This window comes from Streptosporangium lutulentum (genome assembly GCF_030811455.1).
GTDB lineage: Bacteria > Actinomycetota > Actinomycetes > Streptosporangiales > Streptosporangiaceae > Streptosporangium > Streptosporangium lutulentum.
Genome location: NZ_JAUSQU010000001.1, coordinates 4,731,769 through 4,754,934 on the forward strand (window position 1 = coordinate 4,731,769; position 23,166 = coordinate 4,754,934).

The following is a 23,166-nucleotide window of genomic DNA, read 5'->3' on the forward strand; positions in this document are numbered from 1 at the left end:
CTCTCCTGCGTACGGCCGCTCTTAAAGGACAAGCAGCTCTTTGGTCGTCCGTGTGAGAAGTTCCGGTCCCTCATCACGCGTCACGAGCGTGTCCTCGATGCGGACGCCGCCCCTGCCCGGTAGGTAAACCCCAGGCTCAACGGTGACCGGAACTCGATCCTTTAGTCTAGCGTGTTCGGGACCGGACTCTGGCTTCACCGGAGACAGGAACGGCGCCTCGTGAATCTCCAGCCCGACGCCGTGGCCGAGACCGTGCTCGAAGTACTCCCCGTACCCGGCCTCGGCGATCAGACCGCGGGAGGCGGCGTCCACGTCGTGGACGATCGCGCCGGGCCGTACGGCACGGCGACCGGCTCGCTGGGCCGCGCGGACCAGCTCGTACAGCTCGCGCTGCCACTGTGCGGGCTCGCCGAGCGCCACGGTCCTGGTCATGTCGGCGTGGTAGCCCTCGTACAGCGCCCCGAAGTCCATCGTGACCAGGTCACCGCGCTCCAGCGGCCGGTCCGTGGGCGAGTGGTGCGGGATCGAGCCGTTGGGACCGCTCGCCACGATCGTGGCGAAGGCGGGCCCGTCCGCGCCCAGCTCGATCATCCGGCACTCCAGCGCCCTGGCGATCTCCTTCTCGGTCGTCCCGGGTCTCAGGAGGGGCAGCACGTCGGTGAGGGCCCGGTCGGTGAGCTCGCACGCGGTGCGGATGAGGTCGATCTCGGCCTCGTCCTTGACCAGCCGTACCGACTCCACCGTCCCGGACAGGCGCAGCAGATCCTCGCCCAGCCGGAAGTAGTCGGCGACGGGCATGTGATCGGCCTCGACGCCGACCCTGCGAGCCCTGGAGACCAGACCTCCGGCGACGTCGCGCTCCTCGATCACCTCGATGTCGGGGCAGACCCTCCGGGCGGTCTCGGTGTAGCGGGAGTCGGTGGCCAGTGTGGCGGTGGCGTCGGCCCGGACGAGCACACCCGCGTTGGAGCTGTCCAGGCCGGTCAGGTAACGCACGTTCACACCGTGGGTGACCAGGATCGCGTCCGCCTCGTGAGCGGGGAGCAGCGCCGCCAGGTGTTCACGGCGCCGAGCGTGGGTGACGGTCATGCCTCATGCTATGTATCGGGCTCACGACGCACGACCGGATCCGTCCTCTCGCATCCGGCCGGCGCGCTGCGACCGGATGCGAGGCGCCGGTCACGGCCGGCGCGCGAGACCGGGCCCGGTTCGCCCCTCCCGCTCCGTGAGGGGGTCAGGACGCGAAGTCCTTGACCTTCTCGATGAGCCGGACGCGCTCCTCGTGCGTACGGCCGAGCGGGGTGACGTTGATGGTCGTGACCCCCGACTCCCGCATCGCCTGGAGCCGGTCGCGGACGTGCCCCTCGGAGCCGATCAGGGACATCTTCTCGAGCAGTTCCCGGGGGACGAGCGCGGCGGCCTCGTCCTTCTTGCCGTCGAGGTAGAGGTTCTGGATCTGCTCGGCCTCCTTCTCGTAGCCGTACCGGCGGGCGAGGTCGTTGTAGAAGTTCTTGCCCCTGGCGCCCATCCCGCCGATGTAGAGGGCCGCCATCGGGCGGCCCAGCTCCATCCAGCCGGACACGTCGTCGCCGATGGCCAGCGCCGCCTGGGCGATGACGTCCAGCTCGCCCAGGGCCGGGTCGCGCTTGGCCCCGCCCGCGGCGAGGGAGGAGCCCCAGACGTCGGCGGCCTTCTCCGGCATGTAGAAGATCGGCTCCCAGCCCTCGGCCAGTTCGGCGGCCAGCTCGACGTTCTTCGGGCCGATGGCGGCGACCACGATGGGGATGCGGTCGCGGACCGGGTGGTTGATGATCTTCAAGGGCTTGCCCAGGCCGGTGCCCTGGCCGGCGGGAAGCGGGACGGTGTAGTGCTTGCCCTCGTAGGTCAGGCGCTCGCGCCTCCAGACCTGTCGGCAGATCTCGATGATCTCCCGGGTACGGCCCAGCGGCGCGGTGTAGGGCACTCCGTGGAAGCCCTCGATGACCTGCGGGCCGGAGGCGCCCAGGCCGAGGGTGAAGCGGCCGTCGGAGACGTGGTCCATGCCCGCGGCGGTCATGGCCAGCAGGGCGGGGGTCCGGGAGTAGATCGGCAGGATGCCGGAGGCGATCTGCAGCCGCTCGGTCTTGGCCGCGATGTAGCCCATCTGGCTGACGGCGTCGAAGCTGTACGCCTCGGCGACGAAGACGATGTCGAGACCGGCCTTCTCGTAGTCGGCCAGCTCGGCCACCGTCTCCTTGAAGCCCCCCGAGTAGTTCAGGGCCATACCGATACGCATCGTGAGATCGTCCTTCCGCACACGCCGACGAAACCGAATGTTGTTCCGTTGTTTCGGCAACAAAGGCTATCGACTCACCACCAAAGCACCAAGCCCCACACCGCCGCCGCGCGGCCGGTAGCCTACGCATTCCGGGGGCGGGGATCCTCGGATACGGCGGACGAGGAGCCCTGTGCTGAGGCGATCGATCATCGTGGTGGCGGGGGCGCTCTCCCTGGTTCTCTGGGGGCACCGGTTCCTGCCGGAGCTCGGCGGATTCACCCCCGTACTGGAGACCCTGCTTCCCTGGCTGGGTGTCATCACGCCGATCCTGCTCGTGAGCGCGTTGTTCACCCGTTCGTGGCAGGTGGTCGTCGTGGCGTTGGTCCCCGCGACCGTGTGGGGGGTCATGTTCGGCCCCGCGCTGCTGCGCAGCCCGCCCGGCGGGCCGAGCGACGTGTCCGTCGCCACGCTCAACGTGGGAGCGACCAACGCCAGCTCGGCGCAGGCCGTGCAGTCCGTCTCGAAGGACCGCGACCTGGTCGCGGTGCAGGAGCTGACCCCGGGCGGCCCCGCCGCGAAGTTCCTCAACGACCACTTCCGGTACAACTACCGGATCGCCACGGTCGGCCTGTGGAGCCGGTTTCCGATCCTTGAGACCCGCAAGGTGGACATCGGCCTGGACTGGGCGCGGGCCCTGCGCGCGGTGGTCAAGACCCCCAAGGGGAACCTGACCGTCTACGTCATGCATCTCGCCTCCGCCCGCCCCGGCGAGACCGACCTGCGCGACGAGACCCTCGTCCAGGCCGGGAAGATCATCGACAGGGACGACAGCGAGAACCTGCTGCTGCTCGGCGACCTCAACACCGCCACCACCGACCGCAAGCGCGCGGGCCTGGTGCCGCCCCTGGAGGACGCCCAGCAGGAGGCCGGCGAGGGGTTCGGCTTCACCTGGCCGTCGTCCTTCCCCGTCACCCGCCCCGACCACATCCTCTACCGCGGCCTCACCGCCACCAGCGCCGGCGTCGAGCAGGCCGCGGGCAGCGACCACCGCGCGGCGGTCGCGTCCCTGCGCCTGTGACTCCCCCGGCGGGCGGCGCCGCGGCGCGGGAGGCCTCAGCGGGCCTGTAACGCGGCCAGGTCCTCCGGGGTGTCGATGTCCGCGGGATCGCCGATGTCGTCGCAGGGCACCATGACGACCAGCTCCGGGTGGGCGCGCAGGAACGGCCGGGCACCGGTGTCACCGGTCGCGAGCGCCGCGACCTCCTCGAAGTGCTCCCTGGCGATCAGCACCGGGTTGCGCCTCGCCCCGCCGTAGGTGGCGACGGCCACCGAGGCCCCGTCCTTCGCGGCCCGGATGAGCCGCTCCACCACCTCCGGGCCGATGAACGGCTGGTCCACCAAGGTGATCACCACGTGTTCGGCGTCGCCGGGGAGCGCGCCGAGCCCGACGCGCAGCGAGGAACCCATCCCCGAGCGCCACCCGGGATTGCTCACGGTCACCGCTCCCCGCACCTGCGCGGTGGCGGCTCCGAGCACGACGACCACCGGGTGGCAGCCGCCGTCATGGAGCAGCCGGATCCCCCGGTCCACCAGCCGCTCTCCCCGGAACTCCACCAGCGCCTTCGGCGTGCCGAGGCGCGACCCCGACCCGGCCGCCAGCAACAGTCCCGCGACTCCGGATCTCATACGGCTCTCCTCGTCTCCGTCCGACCATCGTGATCACGCGTGGGGTTCGTGCCCGTGGATCCGGCCCGAACCGTCGGTGAGCGGCTGCCCGGAGCCGCCCCAGCGCAGCTGGATCAGCTCGGCCGCGATGGAGACCGCGGTCTCCTCGGGGGTCCGAGCGCCCAGGTCGAGGCCGATCGGCGAGCGCAGCCGCTTCAGCTCCGCCTCGCTCAGGCCCGCCTGCGCGAGGCGGGCCAGCCGGTCCTCGTGCGTACGGCGTGAGCCCATCGCGCCGACGTAGCCCGCCGGGGTGCGCAGGGCCACCTCCAGCAGGGGCACGTCGAACTTCGGGTCGTGGGTGAGCACGCAGATCGCGGTCCGCTCGTCCACGGTGATCGAGCTGAGGTAGTCGTGCGGCCACTTGACGATCACCTCGTCGGCCTCGGGAAAGCGCTTGGCCGTGGTGAACACCGGCCGGGCGTCGCACACGACCACGTGGTAGCCGAGGAACTTGCCGATCCTGGCCACCGCGGCGGCGAAGTCGATCGCGCCGAAGACCAGCATCCGGGGCGGCGGGGCGAAGGAGTTCACGAAGATCGATAACTCGTCGAGGCGCCGCTCGCCCCGCGCGCCGTACCGCCGGACCCCTGTCAGCCCCTGCGCGAGCATGCCCCGGACGTCGTCGTCCACCGCCTCGTCGAGCCTGGCCACCCCCAGCGAACCCGAGGAGCGGTCCGGCCAGATCACCCGGCGCGCCCCGACCGCGCCGGGCCCCGACAGCACGGTCGCCACCGCCACCGGCTCGCGCCCCCGCACCGATTCGGCGATCGCCCCCAGTTCGGGGAAGGTCTCGCGTGATATCGGCTCGACGAACACGTCCAGGATGCCGCCACAGGTCAGGCCGACGGAGAAGGCCTCGTCGTCGCTCACGCCGTACCGCTGCAGGACCGGCTCTCCCGAGGCGAGCACCTCCTGGGCCAGCTCGTAGACGGCGCCCTCGACGCAGCCGCCCGAGACGCTGCCCTCCGCCTCGTCGCCGAGCACGGCCATGGAGGCGCCGGGCGGGCGCGGAGCGCTACGGAAGGTCTCCACCACGGTGGCCAGGCCGAACCTCTGCCCGGTCTCCCACCACTGCACGATCTGCATCAACACATCACGCATTCGCGCCTCCCAGCAACCTGGCGAGTTCTTCGAAAGCGGCCAGACTGTGCCCAGCCACAAAATCGTCAACATACGGCAGGGCGACGCTCATCCCGGCGGTGAGCGGTTGATACCCCTTCTGACCCTTGTGCGGGTTGACCCAGATCACCCGGTGCGCCGTCCGGGACAGCCGGGCCATCTCCGCGCCGAGCAGGGAGACGTCCCCCCGCTCCCATCCGTCGGAGGCGATCACCACCACCGCGCCCCCGGCGTCGTTCGACGCCAGGAACCTCCTGAGCTCCTCGCCCAGCCGGGTGCCGCCGCTCCAGTCGGGGATCGCGCGGGAGACGGCGTTCATCGCGGTGGCCGGGTCCCGGTGGCGCAGCTCGGCGGTGAGCCGGGTGAGCCGGGTACCGGCGCTGAACACCTCGGTGGCCCGGGGCTCGGACCTGACCAGCGCGTGGCCGAGGCGGAGCAGTGTGTCGGCGTAGGGGGTCATGGAGCCGCTGACGTCCACCAGCAGCACGACCCGGCGAGGTCTGGTCCTGTGCGTGCGATAGCGGAGCCTGGCGGTCTCCCCGCCCCGCCGCAGCGCCTCGCGGATCGTCGCCCTGCCGTCCAGCCCGCCCCGGTGCGACGGCTTGAACCGGCGCGACCTGCGCTGCTCACGCCCCGTCCTGAGCAGGGCGAGCAGCCGGTGCACCTCGGCCAGCTCCGCCCCGGTCATCCTGGCCACGTCCCGGTTGCGCAGCACCTCCGCCGCGCTCGCGGTCGCCGCGGGGACCGGGCTGTCGCCGCTCTCCCCCCGATCACCGGCCAGAGCCGCGGTGTGCCGGACGACGGTGACCGCCGCGGGTTTCGCACGGCCCGCGCGCAGTCCTCCGAAGTAGGCCCGGAAGACCCGGTCGTAGCGGGGCAGGTCGTCCGCCGAGGCGCACAGGGTGAACCGGCCCGCCCAGTAGGCGTCGCCGGGCCTGGCGGCGTCCAGGTGGGACAGGGCCCGCAGGAAGTTCTGGGTCCTGTCGTGGTCGGCGGGGACTCCGGCGGCGCGCAGCGTCCTGGCGAAACCGGTCATGACGGCGACCAGGTCCCCCGGGGTCACCGCCGCCGCGAGGGCTTCGGGGGCGCCGTCCCGCCGGTCGCCGTCAGCCTCGGAGATCACCGAAGAACCCGTTCCCCAGCACGGCCTCGTGGTCCTCCCGGTGCTTGAGCAGGGCGCCCAGCGTGGCGGCGGCCACGTCGGGGTCCAGCTCCCGCGCGCCGAGGGTCAGCAGCGCCTCGGTCCAGTCGAGGGTCTCGGCGATCCCGGGCGGTTTGATGAGATCGGTCTCGCGGAGCCGTCCCGTCGCCTTGGCCACCTGCTCGGCGAGGCTCTCGGAGCACGCGGGGAGCCGCCTGCGCAGGATCGCCACCTCCCGCTCGAAGGAGGGGTGTTCCAGCCAGTGGTAGAGGCAGCGTCTCTTGAGCGCGTCGTGCACCTCGCGGGTGCGGTTGGAGGTCAGCACGACCACCGGCGGCCGCTCGGCGCGGATCGTGCCGAGTTCGGGAACGGAGATCGCGAAGTCGGAGAGCACCTCCAGCAGGATCGCCTCGAACTCCACGTCGGCCCGGTCGACCTCGTCGATGAGCAGCACGGCCGGCTGGGTCTCGATCGCCCTCAGCAGCGGCCGGGCGATCAGGAACCGCCGGCCGTAGACCTCCTCCTCCAGCCGCGCGGAGTCGGTGATCCCGCCCGCCTCGGCGGCCTTCAGGTGCAGGAGCTGGCGGGCGAAGTCCCAGTCGTACAGGGCCTGGGAGGCGTCCAGCCCCTCGTAGCACTGCAGCCGGATCAGCGGCGCCTCCAGCACGGCCGCGAGGGCCCTGGCCAGCTCGGTCTTGCCGACGCCCGCCTCGCCTTCGAGCAGGAGCGGGCGGCCCATCCTCAGCGCGAGGAACGCCGCCGTGGCCAGCCCCTCGCCGGCGAGATACGCCTGCTCGTCGAGCAGCTCGGCCAGCCGGCCGGGAGAGTCCATGTCCGATGCGTCGACCGTGTGCCTCACCACCACATCAGGCTACGCCCGAATGTCCGATCAAGGATTCGGAGAACATTGACATCGGATCCGGCGCCGGACGGCAACGACCGCCCGTCGCGGGGTCGTCGCGGGGAGCGGTCCGGCCCGATCATCTTCGACGATCACTCGGACAATCTTAGATCTTGGGGCGGACAGGCGTATTCTCACCCCCTGTGAGGAACCTGGTCCGGCAGATCAACACACCGTCGAGAGTCGTCGTGGCGGCTTTCCTGGCGGTGGTCGCCATCGGCACGGCGCTGCTGTCGCTACCGGTCGCGGTCGAGGCGGGCCAGGTCACCTCGTGGCCGGCCGCCCTGTTCACCGCCACCTCGGCGGTGTGCGTGACCGGGCTGGCCGTGCACGACACCGCGGAACACTGGTCGTTCTTCGGCGAGATCGTGATCCTGGTGCTGATGCAGATCGGCGGTTTCGGGATCATGACGCTCTCCTCGATCCTCGCGGTGGTCGTCTCCGGCAGGCTGGGGCTGCGCGCCCGGCTCAACACCCAGGCCGAGACCAAGACCCTCGGCCCCGGCGACGTGCGCCGGGTGATCACGGGTGTCGCCAAGGTCACGCTGGTGGCGGAGGTCATCACCGCCACGGTGCTCTGCGCCCGCTTCATGATCGGGTACGGCGAGCCGTTCGGCCGCGCGGTCTACTACGGGATCTTCCACGCGGTCTCGGCCTTCACCAATGCCGGGTTCGCGCTCTGGCCGGACAGCATCATGAGGTTCGTCGGCGACCCGTGGATCTGTCTCCCCCTCGCGCTGGCGGTGGTCGCCGGAGGTCTCGGATTCCCCGTCTACGCCGTGCTCCGGCAGAACTGGCGCCACCCGGCCCGCTGGTCGCTGCACGCCAAGATCACACTGGGGACGACCGCCGTCCTGCTGTTCGGCGGGGCCCTGGCCATCACCGCCATCGAGTGGAACAATCCCGGCACCATGGGCGGGCTCTCCCCCGGCCTGCGGATCATGGCCGGGTTCTTCCACAGCGCCATGACGCGGAGCGGCGGCCTGAACTCGGTCGACACCTCACAGATGAGCGAGAACTCCTGGCTGATCAGCGATGTGCTGATGTTCATCGGGGCGGGCAGCGCGAGCACCGGCGGCGGCATCAAGGTGACGACGTTCGCACTTCTCGGATATGTCATCCTGGCCGAGCTGCGTGGTGAGCCGGACGTCTCGGCGGGCCGCCGCCGCATTCCCGAGCAGCTCCAACGGCAGGCGCTGACCATCGCGCTTCTGAGTGTGGCGTCGGTCGCCGTGGGCACCGTGGTGATGATGACGGTGACCCCGTTCAAGCTCGATCGCATACTGTTCGAGGTGGTTTCCGCCTTCGGCACGGTCGGCCTGTCGACGGGGGTCACCGCTGAGGCCGGTACCGCGGGGCACCTGGTCCTGACGGCCCTGATGTTCATCGGCCGGATCGGCCCGGTGACCCTCGGCGCCGCCCTGGCCCTGCACATCCAGACTCGTCGATTCCGCTATCCGGAGGAGCGTCCCCTCGTTGGTTGACAAGAAGAGCCGCGGCGACGCGGTCGTGGTGATCGGCCTCGGCCGGTTCGGCGGCTCGCTGGCGGTGGAACTCGTGGGACGCGACGTCGAGGTGCTCGGCGTGGACAACGACTCCAAGACGGTGCAGCAGCTCTCCGGGCAGCTCACCCACGTGGTGTGCGCCGACTCCACCGACCCCGACGCGCTCACGCAGCTGGGCATCGCGGAGTTCGGCCGGGCCGTGGTCGGCATCGGCACCGACATCGAGGCGAGCATCCTGACCACCTCGATCCTGAGCGATCTCGGCGTCCCGGACATCTGGGCCAAGGCGATCAGCCTGCAGCACGGCCGGATCCTGGAGCGCGTGGGCGCCCATCACGTGGTGCAGCCCGAGCACGACATGGGCGAGCGGGTCGCCCACCTGGTCACCGGCAGGATGCTCGACTACGTGGAGATCGACGAGGGTTACGCCCTGATCAAGACCAAGGCTCCCCGATGGGCCGACGGCAAGACCCTGGGCGATCTCGGCATCCGCAAGAAGTACGGGGTCACCGTGATCGGGAGCAAGAAGCCCGGCGGCGGATTCACCTACTGCACCTCCGACACGGTCATCCAGAACGGCGACACCCTCCTCGTGGCGGGCGAGACCGACAAGACCGAGCGGTTCGCCGAGGAGACCTGAGGTCCTCCCGGTCGGGTACGGCCGGCGAGCCGTACCCGACCGTACGGGCGACGCGACCGCGCCGGGGTCCGCCGCGGTCGCCGGCGGACGGGGAGCGGATACGGGAGCGGGCTAGCGCGCCTCGTCGGCCTCGCCGCGCTCCCTGATGAGCGCGGCGAGCTCGCGGACCTGCCGTACGGTCCGGTCCTTCTCCGATCCCTGCAGGCCCATGGCTCCGATCGTGACGCCGTCCGCAAAGTCGATCTTGGCCCAGGGTTCGTTGACGATCAGGGTGACCTTGAGCACCTCGGACCACTCGTAGCGGTGCACCCGAAGCGGGTTGACGACGGTGATCCCCCGCTCGTCGGCCTCCACGCGGCACCTCCCCAGCAGGTGGAGGATCCCGGCGACGAGCAGGCCGAGCACGAGCATCGCGAACTTGTCGGCGACGGTGAACGGCCGTGGCAGGAAGATCGCCAGGAGCAACGCACCGAGCACGATCGCACCCGCGAAGCCGTATGCCACGATCCGCCCCTTCAACGGTCGCCACACGACGGGCAGCTCAGGCGGAGAGACGTTCTCTGGGCTCAACTGGAGATCACGATCCTTCGGGCAGACCACCGGTCACGACGGCTGTGACGGCCACGGTGCCGAACGAAATTTACCGCACAGCGCTCGCACGATGCCCGCGGGAACCGCGCGAGCGCCGGGGCGGAGACGTCCTTCCCGCCCGTCGCGTCCGGCGACGGGCGGGAAGGGGGTCCCTGCACGGTCCCGGACCCGGCCGTCTCGCCTGGGCGCGTCCCGGGCCGGCCTCCTCGGGCGCGTCCCTAGGCCCGGAGGCCGCTCAGGATCAGCGCCGTCTCCAGGGCGGCGACCGTGGCCTCGTACCCCTTGTCCTCGTGGCTGCCGGGCAGCCCGGACCTGTCGAGGGCCTGGTCGAGGGAGTCACAGGTCAGCACGCCGTTGCCGACCGGGGTCTCCTCGTCCAGGGAGATCCGGGTCAGACCGGAGGTCACCGAGTCGCAGACGTAGTCGAAATGAGCGGTCTCACCGCGGATCACGACCCCGAGGGCGACGACCGCGTCGCACCGCCTGGCCAGGGCCTGGATCACGACCGGGATCTCCAGGGACCCGGCCACCCGGATCACGGTCGCGGTGGCCCCGCTGTCCTCGACGGCCTGTACGGCGCGGGCCACGAGCTGGTCGGTGATCTTCTCGTGCCATCGGGCGGCCACGATGCCGACGGTCAGCCCCTTGGCGTCGACCGCCTGCGCGGGGGGACGTCCGGTGCCACTCATGCGCTCTCCTCGGGAATGTCGTGGCCGAGGCGGTCGCGCTTGGCCCTCAGGTATTTCTCGTTGTACGGGTTCATCTCCACGGGCATCGGCTCCCGGCCGAGCACCTTGATCCCGTAGCCGTCCATGCCCCGCACCTTCGCCGGGTTGTTGCTCAGCAACCGGATCGACTTGACGCCCAGGTCGGCGAGGATCTGCCCCGCGTTGGAGAACTCCCGCGCGTCCACCGGCAGCCCGAGCTCAAGGTTGGCGTCCACGGTGTCGCTGCCGCCGTCCTGGAGGCCGTACGCCTTGAGTTTGGCCATCAGCCCGATCCCGCGGCCCTCGTGCCCGCGCAGGTACACGATCACCCCTCGGCCCTCGGCCGCGATGTTCGACATCGCGCGGTCGAGTTGCACGCCGCAGTCGCACCGCAGTGATCCGAACACGTCCCCGGTCAGGCATTCGGAGTGCGCCCGCACCAGGACGTTCTCCCCGTCCCCCAGCTCGCCGTAGACCAGGGCCATGTGCTCGCCGCCGTCCAGCGCGCTGGCGTAGCCGTACGCCTTCCACATCCCGTACTTGTTCGGCAGGCGCGTCTCCGCGATCCTGGCCACCATCTGCTCGGTCCGCCGCCGGTACTCCACCAGTTGCTCGATCGAGACGAGCGCGAGGTCGTGCTCGTCACAGAACTCGCGCAGCTCGGGCAGTCGCATCATCGTGCCGTCGTCGTTGACGACCTCGGCCAGCACGCCCGCCGGGCCCAGCCCGGCGAGCCTGGCCAGGTCCACGGCCGCCTCGGTGTGGCCGCGCCGGACCAGCACGCCGCCCTCGCGGTAGCGGAGCGGGAAGACGTGGCCGGGCCGCACCAGCTCGAACGGCTCGGTGGCCGAGTCGCACAGGGTGCGGATCGTCCTGGCCCGGTCCGAGGCCGAGATGCCGGTGCTCACCCCGTCACGGGCGTCCACACTGATCGTGTAGGCGGTGCGGAGGCGTTCCTTGTTGTCGTGCACCATCAGCGGCAGGCCGAGCCTGTCGAGGTCCTCGCCGCGCATCGGCACGCACACCACACCGCTGCTGTGCCGGATGGTGAAGGCCAGCAACTCCGGCGTGGCCTTGGACGCGGCGAAGATGATGTCACCCTCGTTCTCGCGGTTCTCGTCGTCGACGACCACGATGGCCTTGCCCTCGCGGACATCGGCGACCGCCCGTTCGATCGGGTCCAGCTTGATCACACCGCCTCCTTCGGAACGAGCACGGCCCTCGACCGGTACTCCTTGAGCCAGTTGAAGAATCCGACCAGGACGAGCACGAAGAAGACTCCGTACACGGCTCCCGAGACGACCAGTCCCGAGCGGAAGGCCACCGGCACGCCCACCAGGTCGACGGCCACCCAGATCAGCCAGAAGTCGACCAGCGCCCGGCTCTGGGCCCAGGTCGCGACCGCGCTGCCGACGAAGATGTAGGCGTCGGCGGCGACCAGGAAGTAGCCCTCGGGCAGCGGGGCGTGCGAACCCCAGGAGAGCCCGGCGACGAAGAAGATCACCCCGACCGCGGCCGTGCCCGCGACCATGACCCCCAGCAGCCCGAACCGCTCGCGGCTCGTGGCGGGGCGCACGGCCAGCTCCTGCCCGCCCTGGGTGCCGCGCGACCAGCGCCACCAGCCGTAGACGGCCAGCGCGCCGAACATGACCTGCTTGAGCGCGTTGCCGGTGATGTGCGCGTTGATCGAGGCGACGAGCAGCAGCACCGAGCCGACGAGTTGCACCGGCCAGGTCCAGATCGACTTGCGGATCGCCAGCAGCACGGTGGCCAGCGCGGCCACGTTCCCGATCAGGTCGGTCCACAGGACCTTGGTCCCGAGGACCTCGAATCCGGCCTCGGCCCAGTTCACGACCGGCCGTCCGGGACGTACGCGCCGATGAGCTTCTCCACGTGCTTGGCGATCACGTCGACCTCGAGGTTCACCGGGTCGCCGGGCTGCTTCGCGCCGAGGGTGGTGAGCTGCAGGGTGGTCGGGATCAGGCTGACGGCGAAGCCCTCGCCGTCCACGCTCACCACGGTCAGGCTGATGCCGTCCACCGCGATCGAGCCCTTCTCCACCACATAGCGGTTGAGCTCTCCGGGAAGCGAGATCCGGACGACCTCCCAGTGCTCGGCGGGCTCCCGCGACAGCAGCACGCCGGTCCCGTCCACGTGGCCCTGCACGATGTGACCGCCCAGACGCTGGTCCGCACGGACCGCGCGCTCAAGGTTGACGCGGGAGCCCGGCTTCAGCGCGCCGAGCGAGCTGCGGTCCAGGGTCTCCTTCATCACGTCGGCGGTGAACACCTCCCCCCGCACGTCCACCACGGTCAGGCAGACGCCGTTGACGGCGATCGAGTCGCCGTGGCCGGCGTCCGCGGTGACCGCCCTGCCCAGGATCGACATCCGCGCCGCGTCCTCGAACGGCTCGATCGCGGCGACCTCACCCAGTTCCTCAACGATTCCGGTGAACATTCACAGCTCCTTCGGGGGTACCGGCCGAGTCGCTTCCGGCGTGCACCGGGCGGCGTCGACTGGAAACAGCGTCCGTCGAGACGGCATTCCACGGGACGGCGCTCAGTGGGGCGGCGCTCAGCGAGGCGGCCCCCGACGGGACGGCCCCCACCGTGAGAGGGGCGTCAAGGATGTCGAGGCCGGCACGGCCGGCGAAGGGATGGGGATGGGGATGGGGATGGGTAGCGTCGCGCCCGTGGGCCGTACGCTCGATCACCCGGCGCGTCTGCGCCCGATCAGTCACCCGAGGTCTCCTACTTGCCAGTAGCTTTCTGCCACGGCGGGCCCCGGGGGATCACAGGTGAACACACCCATTCAGCGCAGGGTGCCCGAAGGCACTCTCCGCTCGCGCGCTTCCTCCCATCCGGACTTTAACCGTCGGTCCTGGAATTTCACCAGGTCAACCGGTCGATGGCATCGACCGGGTCGCGGACTGTAACCGCCGGTTCGGACTTTCACCGACCCCGGAGCACGCTGCTCTGTCTGGGGGTGCTCGCCGCGTCGGGCTCGCTCCCCCTCCATCAGTGTGCCACGTCCGACAAACCGGACGGGACACCCCTCTACCATACGGACCAAGCGACCGATTGGTCCAGCTTGGGCGATCCAGGCCGACAGGCTCGGGCCCGCGGGTCAGGACCGGGTGATCGAATCGGGCTAGGCGGCCCGCTCGGCCATCGCCCGCCTTGCCCGGCGGGCGTCCGGGGAGTATCTGACCGGCGCGGGAAGCAGGCCGACCCCGGTGTGCAGGGCTTTCAGGGTGGCCGTCGCCCACAGGTCGCCGAGCGGTGTGGCGGGCAGGCCGTACAGCTTGCGAGCCCAGCGCGGCAGGGTCGCGAACGCCAGCACGGTGAGCATGGGGAGCACCGGCTTGAGCGGCGTCAGATACAGCGGAAGCGGCGCGTTGAGCGACTGGCGGAGCGGGTGGGGCACCTCGGGGGCGAAGTAGAGGCCGGGCCTGCGGTCCTCGATGTAGTCGTACATCTCGCCGACCGAACCGGGGACGTCCTCGGGACGGAGACCGACGACCTCGGCGGCCCGCCGCCACTCGTCGACGAACCGGTCGGCCTCCTCGTCCGTCAGGCGCACCCCGGCCCTCCGGGCGACCGACAGGTAGGAGTCGACCTCGCCCACGTGCACCCAGAGCAGCGCGTCGGGGTCGTCGAGGCGGAAGCGCTCCCCGGTGTCGAGGTCGAGGGCGGTGAGCCGTGAGTGGATCTTCCTGACCCTGGCCCCGGCACGGGCGACCTCGGCGCGCGTGCCATAGGTGCGCACGCGGACGAACTCGGTGGTGCGGACGAAGCGGGACCACGCCTCGGCCGGATCCATCAGCGCGGAGTTCTGGGCGACGCCGCGCATCGCACGAGGGTGCAGGCCCTGCATGAGCATCGCCCGGAAGCCACCGACCAGCAGGATCGGCTCCCCCATCACCCGCCAGGTCACCGAATCCGGCCCGAACAGTCCATGGTCCATACGTCACCCCCCCGTAAGCAGGTGATTACCCCGCGAAAACGGGCTCACACACATCAGAACACCCGGAACCGCCCGACGACCAGTGCCGTGACGACAAAACAGCGTCATGGCATCGAGCCAGCGCTGGGACCCCGCGACCGCCTTCTCGCCCCAGGGGGTGGATCAGACCTTCTCGGCGAGGGCTCGCAGGCCGTCCACCGCGCGCGCCGGGTCGTCGGCCCCGTAGACGGCGTTGCCCGCCACGAAGACGTCCGCCCCGGCCTCGGCGCAGCGCTCGATCGTCTGCTCCGACACCCCGCCGTCCACCTGGAGCCAGACCTGGCCCCCGTGCTTGTCGATCAACGTGCGGGCCCGGCTGATCTTGGGCAGCACCACGTCGAGGAACTTCTGCCCGCCGAAACCGGGGTCCACGGTCATCACCAGCAGCATGTCGATCTCACCGAGCAGGTCCTCGTACGGCTCGACCGGCGTGGCCGGGTTCAGCGCGAGACCGGCGCGGGCCCCGGCGGCGCGGATCTGGCGCAGGGTGCGGATCGGAGCCTTGGCCGCCTCGGCGTGAACGGTCACGCTGCCCACCCCGGCCTCGGCGTAGGCCGGCGCCCAGCGGTCCGGATCCTCGATCATGAGGTGGCAGTCGAGCGGCGTCGAGGTCGCCTTGAGCAGGGACTCGACGACCGGAAGCCCGATGGTCAGGTTGGGCACGAAGTGGTTGTCCATGACGTCGACGTGCAGCCAGTCGGCGTTGGGAATCGCCGCGGCCGCCTCAGCGAGGCGGGCGAAGTCGGCGGACAGGATGCTGGGAGAGATCTGTACGGCCATGATGCGGTCGAGTCTATTGGGTCGCCCCCGGTCCGGCGATCCGCCTCCGGCCCCCGATCCGTCCCCGCCCCCTCGGTCCGTCTTCGGCCTCTGAGCCCGCCTCCATCCACGATCCCTCGATCCGTCTTCGGCCTCCGGGCCCGGCTCCGACCCCTCGGCCCCTCTTCGGCCCTCGGTCATCGGCTCCTCGGCAGAGGCGGAGTCGGGGACGGAGGCAGGGACGGAGGCGGAGGCGGGGACGGAGGCAGGGACGGAGGCGGAGGCGGGGACGGAGGCAGGGACGGAGGCGGAGGCGGGGACGGACGGCGGGCATCGCCGAGCTGACCGAAGCCGGGGGAACCAGCGGCTCACCTATCTAAAGAATTCTTGATAAAGACTCCTTTAGATGATGGGGTCGGACCATGGCGAAAGAAACCACCGACATCTTCGTGAACGATCCCCTGGCCCTGCGCGCGCTGGCCCACCCCATCCGGCTGGCGCTTTTGGAGGCTCTGGCCGCGGAGGAGACCGCGACGGCGACCCGTTGCGCGGAGCTGACCGGTGAGAGCGTGGCCAGCTGTTCCTATCACCTGCGAATCCTGGCCAGGCACGGCTTCATCGAGGAGGCCGCCTCTCCCGGCAGGGAGAAGCCGTGGCGCCGCACCCACCTGCGGTACGGCTTCCCCAGGGTGGCCGCCTCCCCCGAACAGGAGAGCGCCACCCTGGCGTTCGCCGAGGTGTACGTCCGCCAGGAGACGGAGCGCCTGCTCGCCTGGCACCGCGCCATGCCCGGCGAGCCCGAGGAGTGGCAGGAGGCCACCGCGACCATCGGCAGCACGCTCTGGCTGACCTCCGAGGAGGCCCATGATCTCCGTGGTGAGCTGAGCACCCTCGTCAAGCGCTACTTCCCCCGCACCGCCGACCCCGCTCTGCGCCCGCCGGGCGCCCGTACGGTCCGCTTCTTCGCGGCCACCAGCGTCCCCCCGTCCCCGCCCGCCCCGGCCTCCGACGTCTCGTCGCCGGAGCCCTTGTGACCCACGCGAACGCCGAAGCCGGCTCGGCGGTCCGGGGGGAGCGGCCGGGCGGCGTCAGACCTTGATCTGGATCTGATAGTCCTCAAGCCACTCGTTGAACTCGAGCAGACCGTCCAGCGCCGCCCGGGTTCCCTGCTGGCCTTCGTCGGAATCGGGCCGGTCGAGCCTGGCCCGTACCCCGTCGAGATCGAGCAGCGGCGCGGCGGCGAGATTCCCCCGGTCGAGCAGCCGGGCCGACTCCACCCGGAGGGCCTGCTCGTAGGAGGGGTCCTGCGTGGAGGGGTAGGGGCTCTTGCGACGTTCGAGCACCGAACGCGGCAGGATGTCCTCCGAGGCGCCACGCAGCAGGCTCTTCTCGTAGCCGTCGAAGGTCTTCAACGCCCACGGGGCGTTGAAGACGTAGTCCACCAGCCGGTGGTCGCAGAACGGCACCCGGACCTCGAGTCCGACGGCCATGCTCATGCGGTCCTTCCTGTCGAGCAGGAGCTGCACGAACCGGGTGAGGTGCAGGTAACTGATCTCCCGCATGCGCCTCTCCAGGCCGGTCTCACCGGGCAGCCGCGGCACCTCGTCCAGCGCCTGACGGTAGCTCTCCGCGATGTAGCCGGGAAGGTCCAGCTCGCGCCGCAGGTCCTCGCCGAGGATCGCGCGCAACCCGGTGAACCTCATCACGTCCCTCGCCACCAGCCACGGGAAGGTGTCGGCGTTGACCGACGCGGGATCGTGGAACCACCGGTAGCCGCCGAAGACCTCGTCGGCGGACTCACCCGACAGCGCCACCGTCGAGTGACCGCGGATCGCCTGGAAGAGCAGGTAGAGCGAGGTGTCCATGTCGCCCATACCCGTCGGCAGATCGCGCGCCCTCAGCACGGCCGTGCGGACGCCCGGGTCCATGAGGTCCGCGGAGTCCAGGACGATGTCGGTGTGCGCGGTGTGGACGTGGTCCACGACGTCGTGGGCGAACGGCGCGTCGGGGGTGGGGCGCATCTCGTCGGGCTTGAAGTTCTCGCTGTAACCGGCGAAGTCGACGGAGAACGACCGGATCTTGCCCAGTCCCTGCTTCTCGACCGCCTGCTGGGCGAGCGCGGTGACGGCGCTGGAGTCGAGACCGCCGGAGAGCAGGGTGCACAGCGGCACGTCGGAGATGGTCTGGCGGTCGACGATGTCGTCCAGCAGGCCTCGCACGGTCTTGACCGTGGTGGGAACGTCGTCGGTGTGCTCGCGGGACTCCAGCTTCCAGTAACGGCGCTTGGTCAGGCCCTCGCGGTTCACCCGGACGACCTGGCCGGGACGCACCTCGTACATCCCGCGGTAGATCCCGTTCTCCGGCGGCTTGACGAAGGAGAGCAGCGCGCGCAGCCCGTCGGCGTCGACCACGGCCGGCTGGGCGAGCGGGTTGGCGAGGATCGCCTTGGGCTCCGAGCCGAACAGCACGCCTTCCGGGGTCGGGTAGTAGTAGAGCGGCTTGATGCCCATCCGGTCACGGACGAGCAGCAGCTCCTCGCGGCGGGAGTCCCAGATCGCGAAGGCGAACATGCCGTTCAGCCTGGTGGCGAGATCCTCGCCCCACTCCAGGTAGGCCCTCAGGACGACCTCGGTGTCGCTGCGGGTGCGGAAGCGGTGGCCCCTCGCGGTCAGCTCGGTGCGCAGCTCGCGGAAGTTGTACACCTCGCCGCTGTAGATGAGGACGGCGAGCTCCCGCCCGTCCTCATCCGCGACCATGGGCTGACGGCCGCCCTCGATGTCGATGATGGCGAGCCGCCGGTGCCCCATCGCGGCGTGCGGAGCCAGCCACAGTCCTTCGTCGTCCGGTCCGCGGCAGGACATGGTCTCGGTCATGGCCTGCGCGATGTCCCGTGCCTGCCTCAGATCACGCTCGAAGTCCACCCATCCAGCGATTCCACACATCTCGACAACCCCTCGCTTGTCGGAAGTCCTTTCATCTTTCAACAACACCCGTCTGGAACGTCACATGCCGAAAAAAGAGCAAAAGTAGGACAAGTGGAAGATAGGACAACGTAACAAATCGAAGGGAGGCACTCGGTGAAGGCGCTGGAAGCCGGGTCCGATCATTGGTGATTTTACGCTCCGGCCCCCGCGAGGACCGGGCCGGAGCCCTCTCAGCGGCGGCGCAGCAGGGCGAGGAACATCCCGTCGGTGCCGTGGCGGTGAGGCCAGAACTGGGCGTGGGGGCCCTCGCCCAGGCCGTCGACCTCGGGCAGGTAGGAACGGGCGTCGAGGGCCTCGACGTCGTCGCGCCGCCGCAGGACGTCGCCGACCACGGCGGCGGTCTCGGCCAGGTGAGGCGAGCAGGTCACGTAGGCGACGACCCCGCCGGGGCGGACCGAGTCGAGGGCCGAGGTGAGCAGGTCGCGCTGGAGCCTGCCGAGGTCGGGGAGACCGCGGGGGTCGCGACGCCAGCGGGCCTCCGGCCGGCGGCGCAGGGCGCCCAGGCCCGTGCAGGGGGCGTCGACCATCACCCGGTCGAACGACCCCGGCCGCCAGGCGGGAGCCGTACCGTCGACGGTGATCACCGAGGCCTTGCGGGTGGTCTGCCAGACCAGGCGGGCGCGGTGGTACTGGAGCTCGGCGGCGAGCAGGTCGGCTCCGCCGGCGAAGGCCACAGGACCCGACGGCCCTTCGTGCCCCTCGGGGGAGCGCCCCGGCGCGCGGCCGGCTTCGTCGCCGTGGGTGGCGATGGCGTCCAGGAGACCCGCCTTGCCTCCGGGGCCGGCGCACAGGTCGAGCCAGCGGGAGTCGGCGCCCTCCACCGGGACCCGCGTCAGGGCCAGGACCACCAGCTGGCTGGCCTCGTCCTGGACGGCGGCGCGCGACTCGGCCACGGCCGGGACCGCGCCGGGGTCGCCCTCGGGCAGATAGGCCGCGTAGGGAGAGTAGCGGGCGGGCTCGGCGCCCGCGGCGAGAAGCTCCTCGACCGACGAGCGTCCGGGGCGGGCGACCAGGGTGACCCGGGGACGCTCGTTGTCGGCGGCCAGCAGGGCGGCCGTCTCGTCGAAGTCGCCGCCCACCGCGTCGCGCAGCGCGGTGACGATCCACCGGGGATGGCTGTGCGTCACGGCCAGGTTCCCGATCGGATCGTCGGCGGGGTCCGGGGCCACGATCGGGAGCCACTGCTCCAGGGAGCGGGTCGAGACCTTGCGCAGCACGGCGTTGGCGTACTTCGACGCGCCGACGCCCACGCGCATCCGAACCAGGTCGACGGTCGTGCCCACGGCGGCGTGCGGGGGCACGCGGGTCTTGAGCAGCTGGTGCACGCCGAGACGGATGGCGTCGAGCAGCGGCGGGTCCACTTTCTCCGGGGCGCGGTCGCTGCAGGCGGCGATGATCTCGTCGTAGGTGCCGAGGCCGCGCAGGGTGCCGTAGGCCAGCTCGGTCGCCAGGCCCGCGTCCCTTCCGGACAGGCGGCGCTCACGCAGCAACGCGGGCATCAGCAGGTTGGCGTAGGCGTCTCGCTCGTCGACGGCGCGCAGCAGGTCGTAGGCGGTGTTGCGGGCCGCGTCATGGACCGGCTTGGGCGGGCGGGCGCCCTTGCCTCCGGCACGCCTGCCGCCGGAGCCCTGACCGCGGGGAGCGGCTCCCTGCCCGCGTCCGCCGCCCGGAGCACCGGCGGCGCTCTGACCGCGTCCGCCCGCTCCCCGGCCTCCGGCGCCACCGCGTGAACGGCCTCCGGCCCCGCTGCCACCGCGCGGGGCATCCCCGCCGTTCCCCCGGTCATTCATGATCTCTAGGCCAGCCGATCCTCATCGGTGGGCCGCACTCCGCGGGCCCACTCTCCCGCGTTCATCAGGCGCTTGCCCTGCGGCTGCACCTCACCCAGCTCGACCGGGTGCGTGGCCGTACCGATCACAACGGAGTTCTTGGACGCCGCGATCCGGCCAGGGGCCAGTGCCGGGGCGTCGGGGGCGAGCCGTACGGGGCCGATCTTGACCCGCTGACCGCGAAACTCGGTCCAGGCGCCCGGGGCGGGCGTGCAGGCGCGGATCAGCCGGTCCACCCGCATGGCGGGCGCGGACCAGTCGACCCTGGCGTCCTCCACGCTGATCTTCGGGGCGACGCTCACCCCGTCGGCGGGCTGCGGCACGGCCTCCAGCTTGCCCTCCTCGATCCCGTCCAGGGTCGCCAGCAGCAGTCCGGCGCCGGACTCGGCGAGCCGGGCCAGCAGCTCGCCGCTGGTGTCGACGGGCCTGATCTCCTCGGTGACCACGCCGTAGACCGGGCCGGCGTCCAGCTCCTTGACGATCTGGAAGGTGGCCGCGCCCGTGATCTCGTCGCCGTGCAGCACGGCGTGCTGCACCGGAGCCGCGCCGCGCCAGGCCGGAAGCAGGGAGAAGTGGAGGTTGACCCAGCCGTGCCGCGGGATGTCCAGGGCGGCCTGCGGCAGGAGGGCGCCGTAGGCCACGACCGGGCAGCAGTCGGGGTCGAGTCGCCGGAGCCGCTCCAGGAACTCGGGGTCGCCCGCCTTGTGCGGCCGGAGGATCTCGATGCCCGCCTCCTCGGCGAGCTCGGCGACGGGACTCGGTTGGATCTTACGACCCCTGCCCGACTGGGCGTCCGGCCGGGTGACGACGGCGACGACGTCATGGCGCGGCGAATCGATCAGTGCCCGCAGCGAGGGCAGGGCGGTGTCCGGGGTTCCGGCGAAGACCAGGCGCAAGGTTCCTACAGAGCCTTCCCGTGGGTAGCGTGCGGAGAGAACTTGAACGTGGGGGTCGACGACAGCCCGCTCCACTCGGCCTCGCGGATCTCCTTCATGGCGAGCTTGCGCTGCCTGAGATCCATCCGGTCGATGAACAGCACGCCGTCCAGGTGGTCGGTCTCGTGCTGGAAGCAGCGGGCCATCAGGTCGGTGCCCTCGAGGAGGACGGGCTCGCCGTGCATGTTGAAGCCTGTCGCCACGGCCCGCACCGCCCGGGGCGTCGGGTACGACAGGCCGGGGAAGGACAGGCAGCCCTCCTCGCCCTCCTCGTCCAGCTCATCGGACAGGTCGAGGCTGGGGTTGATCAGATGGCCGAGCTGGTCGTCCACGTAATAGGTGAAGACCCGCAGGCCGACTCCGATCTGCGGCGCGGCCAGCCCCGCTCCGGGAGCCTCCATCATCGTGTCCGTGAGATCTTTGACGAGCTTGCGCAGCTCCTTGTCAAAGTCCTTCACCGGCTCGGCTGGAGTGCGCAGCACCGGGTCGCCGAAAAGGCGGATCGGCTGAATGGCCAACGGGGATCTCCTCACACTTTCCGGGGATCTCCCAGTCTAAGGGCCTGGCCGTATCCCTGGGATCCGCCGCTCACAGGCCACGGGAGCGGCGGGAGGCCCTGACCGCGACCCTACCGGGAACGAGCCTCCCGCCGCCCCTACCGGGAACGGACCTTCATGGCCGCCTTGCGGGCGCTCTTGGCCACCGCCGCCTTGGCGTGATGGGCGCCCAGGAGGTCGAGGACGGCGAGCGTGTCGGGATGGTCGACCAGTGCCATCTCCTCCACCAGCCGGACCAGGTCCTCACCGGGTTCGAGGGCGTCGAACCCGCACAACGCCTCGGGGACGTTGCCCAGGTGGACCAGCGAGGCGAGTGTGTCGACCGTGAGCCAGGTGCTGTCGGCGGGCGTGAGGTCGGGTGCGGGCAGATCGCGGATGTGCAGCCAGGACGCGGCGTAGCGCCACATGGTGGGCTCGGCGAGCGCCTCCCTGAGCGGAACCTCGGCCTCGGGGCCGAGCTCCTCCAGGATCTTGCCCACGGCGCCGCGCAGGCCCGCCGTGCCGGACACGGCGAGCGTGACCAGCTCGCGGGCGGCGGTCTCGGCGGGGCGGGACTCCAGCCACACGGTGACGGCGCTGGGGGCGGCCGAGCCTTTCATGATCTCGTCGACCAGTTCGGCGGCGCCGAGGTCGGCGAAGGCGGCGACCTCGGCCCCGGTGGGCGCGTCGTGGCCCTCGCGCAGCAGGTCCTGGCGGACGGCCCAGACGCCGAGCGGGGTCAGCCGGGGCCAGCCCGCCTGCGACGGCTCGATGAGCCCGCAGTAGACGAGCAGCGACAGCGCCGCCTCCAGCTCGCCGGGCAGGGCCGCGGTCAGCGCCCGCATCTCCGCCGGGCGCGCCTCACAGGCCACCTCGTGCGACTGGAGGATGCCCTTGACGAGGGTGGCCGAGGAGAGGCCGTCGCCCACGGCGTACAGCGTGGCGAGCATCTCGGCGAGGTGGTCGTCCACCACCGCGGATCCGGTCAGCCCCTCGTCCGCGCGGTCCAGGACGTCCATGACCACGCCGTCCCAGAATCCCAGCGTCGCCGCCGGGGGCAGCTCCGGGGAGAGCGCCAGGGGGCCGGGCGACGCCACGCCCCTGGAGATGCGGAGCATTCCGGTGTTGACCGCGACCACCCAGAGCAGGTGCAGCCGGGCGGGGCTGGGCAACCCGAGCTCCGCGCACGGCAGGAAGGGGTCGGGCAGCAGGTTCTCCGGGGACACCTCGCGGATGCCGGTCCACGCGGCCAGCCGCTGGGCGTCCAGCACCAGCGGGACCTTGAGAACGGCCGCCGCGAGCTCGCCGTCCGGGGCGAGCTCGACCGGGGGGAAGGTCAGCGCGTCGGTGCCACAGCTGGGGCAGTCACAGCCCTCGTCGTCGGCGACGGCCCCTTCGAGAACGGCCGCTCGCACGTCACGGGGTCCTGCTCCCAGCTCGTCCACCAACCTGCGCAATTCGCCGATATCGAAGACGTTGCCAGTGTTCCCGCTCTTTGCCACCCGTGAAACTTACTGCACTCAAGCCTCAGT

The 23,166-nt window shown here is 70.9% G+C and carries 22 protein-coding genes and 1 riboswitch; of the genes, 4 read left to right on the forward strand and 18 right to left on the reverse strand.

Translation table 11 applies throughout. The features are described from left to right. Positions 1–21: 21 nt before the first annotated feature. Together J2853_RS21130 and J2853_RS21135 are read right to left on the reverse strand one after the other, a co-directional pair. Positions 22–1,089, reverse strand: coding sequence for a M24 family metallopeptidase (locus J2853_RS21130; RefSeq protein WP_307560511.1), 1,068 nt, complete (start codon positions 1,087–1,089; stop codon positions 22–24). A 145-nt stretch (positions 1,090–1,234) separates the two neighbouring features. Then, positions 1,235–2,275 (reverse strand): LLM class F420-dependent oxidoreductase, encoded by a 1,041-nt coding sequence (locus J2853_RS21135; protein ID WP_307560512.1) that lies wholly within the window; start codon positions 2,273–2,275, stop codon positions 1,235–1,237. A 172-nt stretch (positions 2,276–2,447) separates the two neighbouring features. On the opposite strand from J2853_RS21135, the gene J2853_RS21140 reads away from it, so the two are divergent. Continuing rightward, positions 2,448–3,335: an endonuclease/exonuclease/phosphatase family protein gene (locus J2853_RS21140; protein WP_307560514.1), complete on the forward strand. Its 888-nt coding sequence runs from the start codon at positions 2,448–2,450 to the stop codon at positions 3,333–3,335. 35 nt (positions 3,336–3,370) lie between these two features. On the opposite strand, the gene J2853_RS21145 is transcribed toward J2853_RS21140, so the two are convergent. Genes J2853_RS21145 through J2853_RS21160 form a run of 4 tightly spaced genes read right to left on the reverse strand, consistent with a single transcriptional unit; the run spans position 3,371 to position 7,074 of the window. Continuing rightward, positions 3,371–3,943, reverse strand: coding sequence for a nucleotidyltransferase family protein (locus J2853_RS21145; protein ID WP_307560516.1), 573 nt, complete (start codon positions 3,941–3,943; stop codon positions 3,371–3,373). A 33-nt stretch (positions 3,944–3,976) separates the two neighbouring features. Beyond that, the gene (locus J2853_RS21150; protein WP_307560518.1) at positions 3,977–5,083 is read right to left on the reverse strand and encodes an XdhC family protein; all 1,107 of its coding nucleotides are present in this window, start codon (positions 5,081–5,083) and stop codon (positions 3,977–3,979) included. Continuing rightward, positions 5,076–6,224 carry a vWA domain-containing protein gene (locus J2853_RS21155; RefSeq protein WP_307560520.1) on the reverse strand — a complete coding sequence of 383 codons (1,149 nt, stop codon included), beginning with the start codon at positions 6,222–6,224 and terminating at the stop codon, positions 5,076–5,078. The genes J2853_RS21150 and J2853_RS21155 overlap by 8 nt, the downstream gene beginning before the upstream one ends. Continuing rightward, positions 6,208–7,074, reverse strand: coding sequence for an AAA family ATPase (locus J2853_RS21160; protein ID WP_307568759.1), 867 nt, complete (start codon positions 7,072–7,074; stop codon positions 6,208–6,210). The genes J2853_RS21155 and J2853_RS21160 overlap by 17 nt, the downstream gene beginning before the upstream one ends. Before the next feature lie 212 nt (positions 7,075–7,286). Here J2853_RS21160 and J2853_RS21165 point away from each other — a divergent pair, with 212 nt between their 5' ends. Next, positions 7,287–8,627 (forward strand): TrkH family potassium uptake protein, encoded by a 1,341-nt coding sequence (locus J2853_RS21165; RefSeq protein ID WP_307560522.1) that lies wholly within the window; start codon positions 7,287–7,289, stop codon positions 8,625–8,627. Further along, on the forward strand, positions 8,620–9,288 hold the full coding sequence (locus tag J2853_RS21170; protein ID WP_307560524.1) for a potassium channel family protein: 669 nt from the start codon (positions 8,620–8,622) through the stop codon (positions 9,286–9,288). Before J2853_RS21165 ends, J2853_RS21170 begins: the two co-directional genes overlap by 8 nt. Before the next feature lie 111 nt (positions 9,289–9,399). Here J2853_RS21170 and J2853_RS21175 read toward each other — a convergent pair whose 3' ends face one another. The 7 genes from J2853_RS21175 to rpe form a co-directional block, all read right to left on the reverse strand. Further along, a complete protein-coding gene (locus tag J2853_RS21175) occupies positions 9,400–9,792 on the reverse strand; it encodes a PH domain-containing protein (RefSeq protein WP_307560526.1) in 393 nt (130 codons plus the stop codon). Between the two features lie 305 nt (positions 9,793–10,097). Continuing rightward, positions 10,098–10,568 carry a 6,7-dimethyl-8-ribityllumazine synthase gene (gene ribH / locus J2853_RS21180; RefSeq protein WP_307560528.1) on the reverse strand — a complete coding sequence of 157 codons (471 nt, stop codon included), beginning with the start codon at positions 10,566–10,568 and terminating at the stop codon, positions 10,098–10,100. After that, positions 10,565–11,779 carry a bifunctional 3,4-dihydroxy-2-butanone-4-phosphate synthase/GTP cyclohydrolase II gene (locus J2853_RS21185; protein ID WP_307560530.1) on the reverse strand — a complete coding sequence of 405 codons (1,215 nt, stop codon included), beginning with the start codon at positions 11,777–11,779 and terminating at the stop codon, positions 10,565–10,567. The genes ribH and J2853_RS21185 overlap by 4 nt, the downstream gene beginning before the upstream one ends. Beyond that, positions 11,776–12,438 carry a nicotinamide mononucleotide transporter family protein gene (locus J2853_RS21190; protein WP_307560532.1) on the reverse strand — a complete coding sequence of 221 codons (663 nt, stop codon included), beginning with the start codon at positions 12,436–12,438 and terminating at the stop codon, positions 11,776–11,778. The genes J2853_RS21185 and J2853_RS21190 overlap by 4 nt, the downstream gene beginning before the upstream one ends. Next, on the reverse strand, positions 12,435–13,043 hold the full coding sequence (locus J2853_RS21195) for a riboflavin synthase (protein WP_307560534.1): 609 nt from the start codon (positions 13,041–13,043) through the stop codon (positions 12,435–12,437). Before J2853_RS21195 ends, J2853_RS21190 begins: the two co-directional genes overlap by 4 nt. 385 nt (positions 13,044–13,428) lie before the next feature. Continuing rightward, positions 13,429–13,559, reverse strand: a riboswitch (FMN riboswitch). A gap of 177 nt (positions 13,560–13,736) precedes the next feature. Further along, positions 13,737–14,552: an oxygenase MpaB family protein gene (locus tag J2853_RS21200; protein WP_307560536.1), complete on the reverse strand. Its 816-nt coding sequence runs from the start codon at positions 14,550–14,552 to the stop codon at positions 13,737–13,739. A gap of 162 nt (positions 14,553–14,714) precedes the next feature. Continuing rightward, entirely contained in the window at positions 14,715–15,371 is a 657-nt protein-coding gene (gene rpe, locus J2853_RS21205; protein WP_307560537.1) for a ribulose-phosphate 3-epimerase, read from the reverse strand. A 401-nt stretch (positions 15,372–15,772) separates the two neighbouring features. On the opposite strand from rpe, the gene J2853_RS21210 reads away from it, so the two are divergent. After that, a complete protein-coding gene (locus tag J2853_RS21210) occupies positions 15,773–16,384 on the forward strand; it encodes a helix-turn-helix domain-containing protein (protein ID WP_307560539.1) in 612 nt (203 codons plus the stop codon). A gap of 54 nt (positions 16,385–16,438) precedes the next feature. Here J2853_RS21210 and asnB read toward each other — a convergent pair whose 3' ends face one another. The 5 genes from asnB to J2853_RS21235 form a co-directional block, all read right to left on the reverse strand. After that, on the reverse strand, positions 16,439–18,292 hold the full coding sequence (gene asnB, locus J2853_RS21215) for an asparagine synthase (glutamine-hydrolyzing) (RefSeq protein ID WP_307560541.1): 1,854 nt from the start codon (positions 18,290–18,292) through the stop codon (positions 16,439–16,441). Between the two features lie 212 nt (positions 18,293–18,504). Further along, entirely contained in the window at positions 18,505–20,124 is a 1,620-nt protein-coding gene (locus tag J2853_RS21220; protein ID WP_307560543.1) for an RsmB/NOP family class I SAM-dependent RNA methyltransferase, read from the reverse strand. A gap of 5 nt (positions 20,125–20,129) precedes the next feature. After that, complete coding sequence (gene fmt / locus J2853_RS21225; RefSeq protein ID WP_307560544.1) at positions 20,130–21,059, reverse strand: methionyl-tRNA formyltransferase; 930 nt, start codon at positions 21,057–21,059, stop codon at positions 20,130–20,132. A 5-nt stretch (positions 21,060–21,064) separates the two neighbouring features. Next, entirely contained in the window at positions 21,065–21,616 is a 552-nt protein-coding gene (gene def, locus J2853_RS21230; protein WP_307560546.1) for a peptide deformylase, read from the reverse strand. A gap of 137 nt (positions 21,617–21,753) precedes the next feature. Continuing rightward, entirely contained in the window at positions 21,754–23,136 is a 1,383-nt protein-coding gene (locus tag J2853_RS21235) for a hypothetical protein (protein WP_307560549.1), read from the reverse strand. Positions 23,137–23,166: the final 30 nt, after the last annotated feature.

Excerpts from the sequence above, each read along its gene's own strand:
- J2853_RS21130 (WP_307560511.1), bottom strand. The coding sequence starts at position 1,089 with ATGACCGTCACCCACGCTCGGCGCCGTGAACACCTGGCGGCGCTGCTC.
- J2853_RS21135 (WP_307560512.1), bottom strand. The coding sequence starts at position 2,275 with ATGCGTATCGGTATGGCCCTGAACTACTCGGGGGGCTTCAAGGAGACG.
- J2853_RS21145 (WP_307560516.1), bottom strand. The coding sequence starts at position 3,943 with ATGAGATCCGGAGTCGCGGGACTGTTGCTGGCGGCCGGGTCGGGGTCG.
- J2853_RS21150 (WP_307560518.1), bottom strand. The coding sequence starts at position 5,083 with ATGCGTGATGTGTTGATGCAGATCGTGCAGTGGTGGGAGACCGGGCAG.
- J2853_RS21160 (WP_307568759.1), bottom strand. The coding sequence starts at position 7,074 with ATGGACTCTCCCGGCCGGCTGGCCGAGCTGCTCGACGAGCAGGCGTAT.
- ribH (WP_307560528.1), bottom strand. The coding sequence starts at position 10,568 with ATGAGTGGCACCGGACGTCCCCCCGCGCAGGCGGTCGACGCCAAGGGG.
- J2853_RS21195 (WP_307560534.1), bottom strand. The coding sequence starts at position 13,043 with ATGTTCACCGGAATCGTTGAGGAACTGGGTGAGGTCGCCGCGATCGAG.
- J2853_RS21200 (WP_307560536.1), bottom strand. The coding sequence starts at position 14,552 with ATGGACCATGGACTGTTCGGGCCGGATTCGGTGACCTGGCGGGTGATG.
- rpe (WP_307560537.1), bottom strand. The coding sequence starts at position 15,371 with ATGGCCGTACAGATCTCTCCCAGCATCCTGTCCGCCGACTTCGCCCGC.
- J2853_RS21210 (WP_307560539.1), top strand. The coding sequence starts at position 15,773 with ATGGCGAAAGAAACCACCGACATCTTCGTGAACGATCCCCTGGCCCTG.
- asnB (WP_307560541.1), bottom strand. The coding sequence starts at position 18,292 with ATGTGTGGAATCGCTGGATGGGTGGACTTCGAGCGTGATCTGAGGCAG.
- J2853_RS21220 (WP_307560543.1), bottom strand. The coding sequence starts at position 20,124 with ATGAATGACCGGGGGAACGGCGGGGATGCCCCGCGCGGTGGCAGCGGG.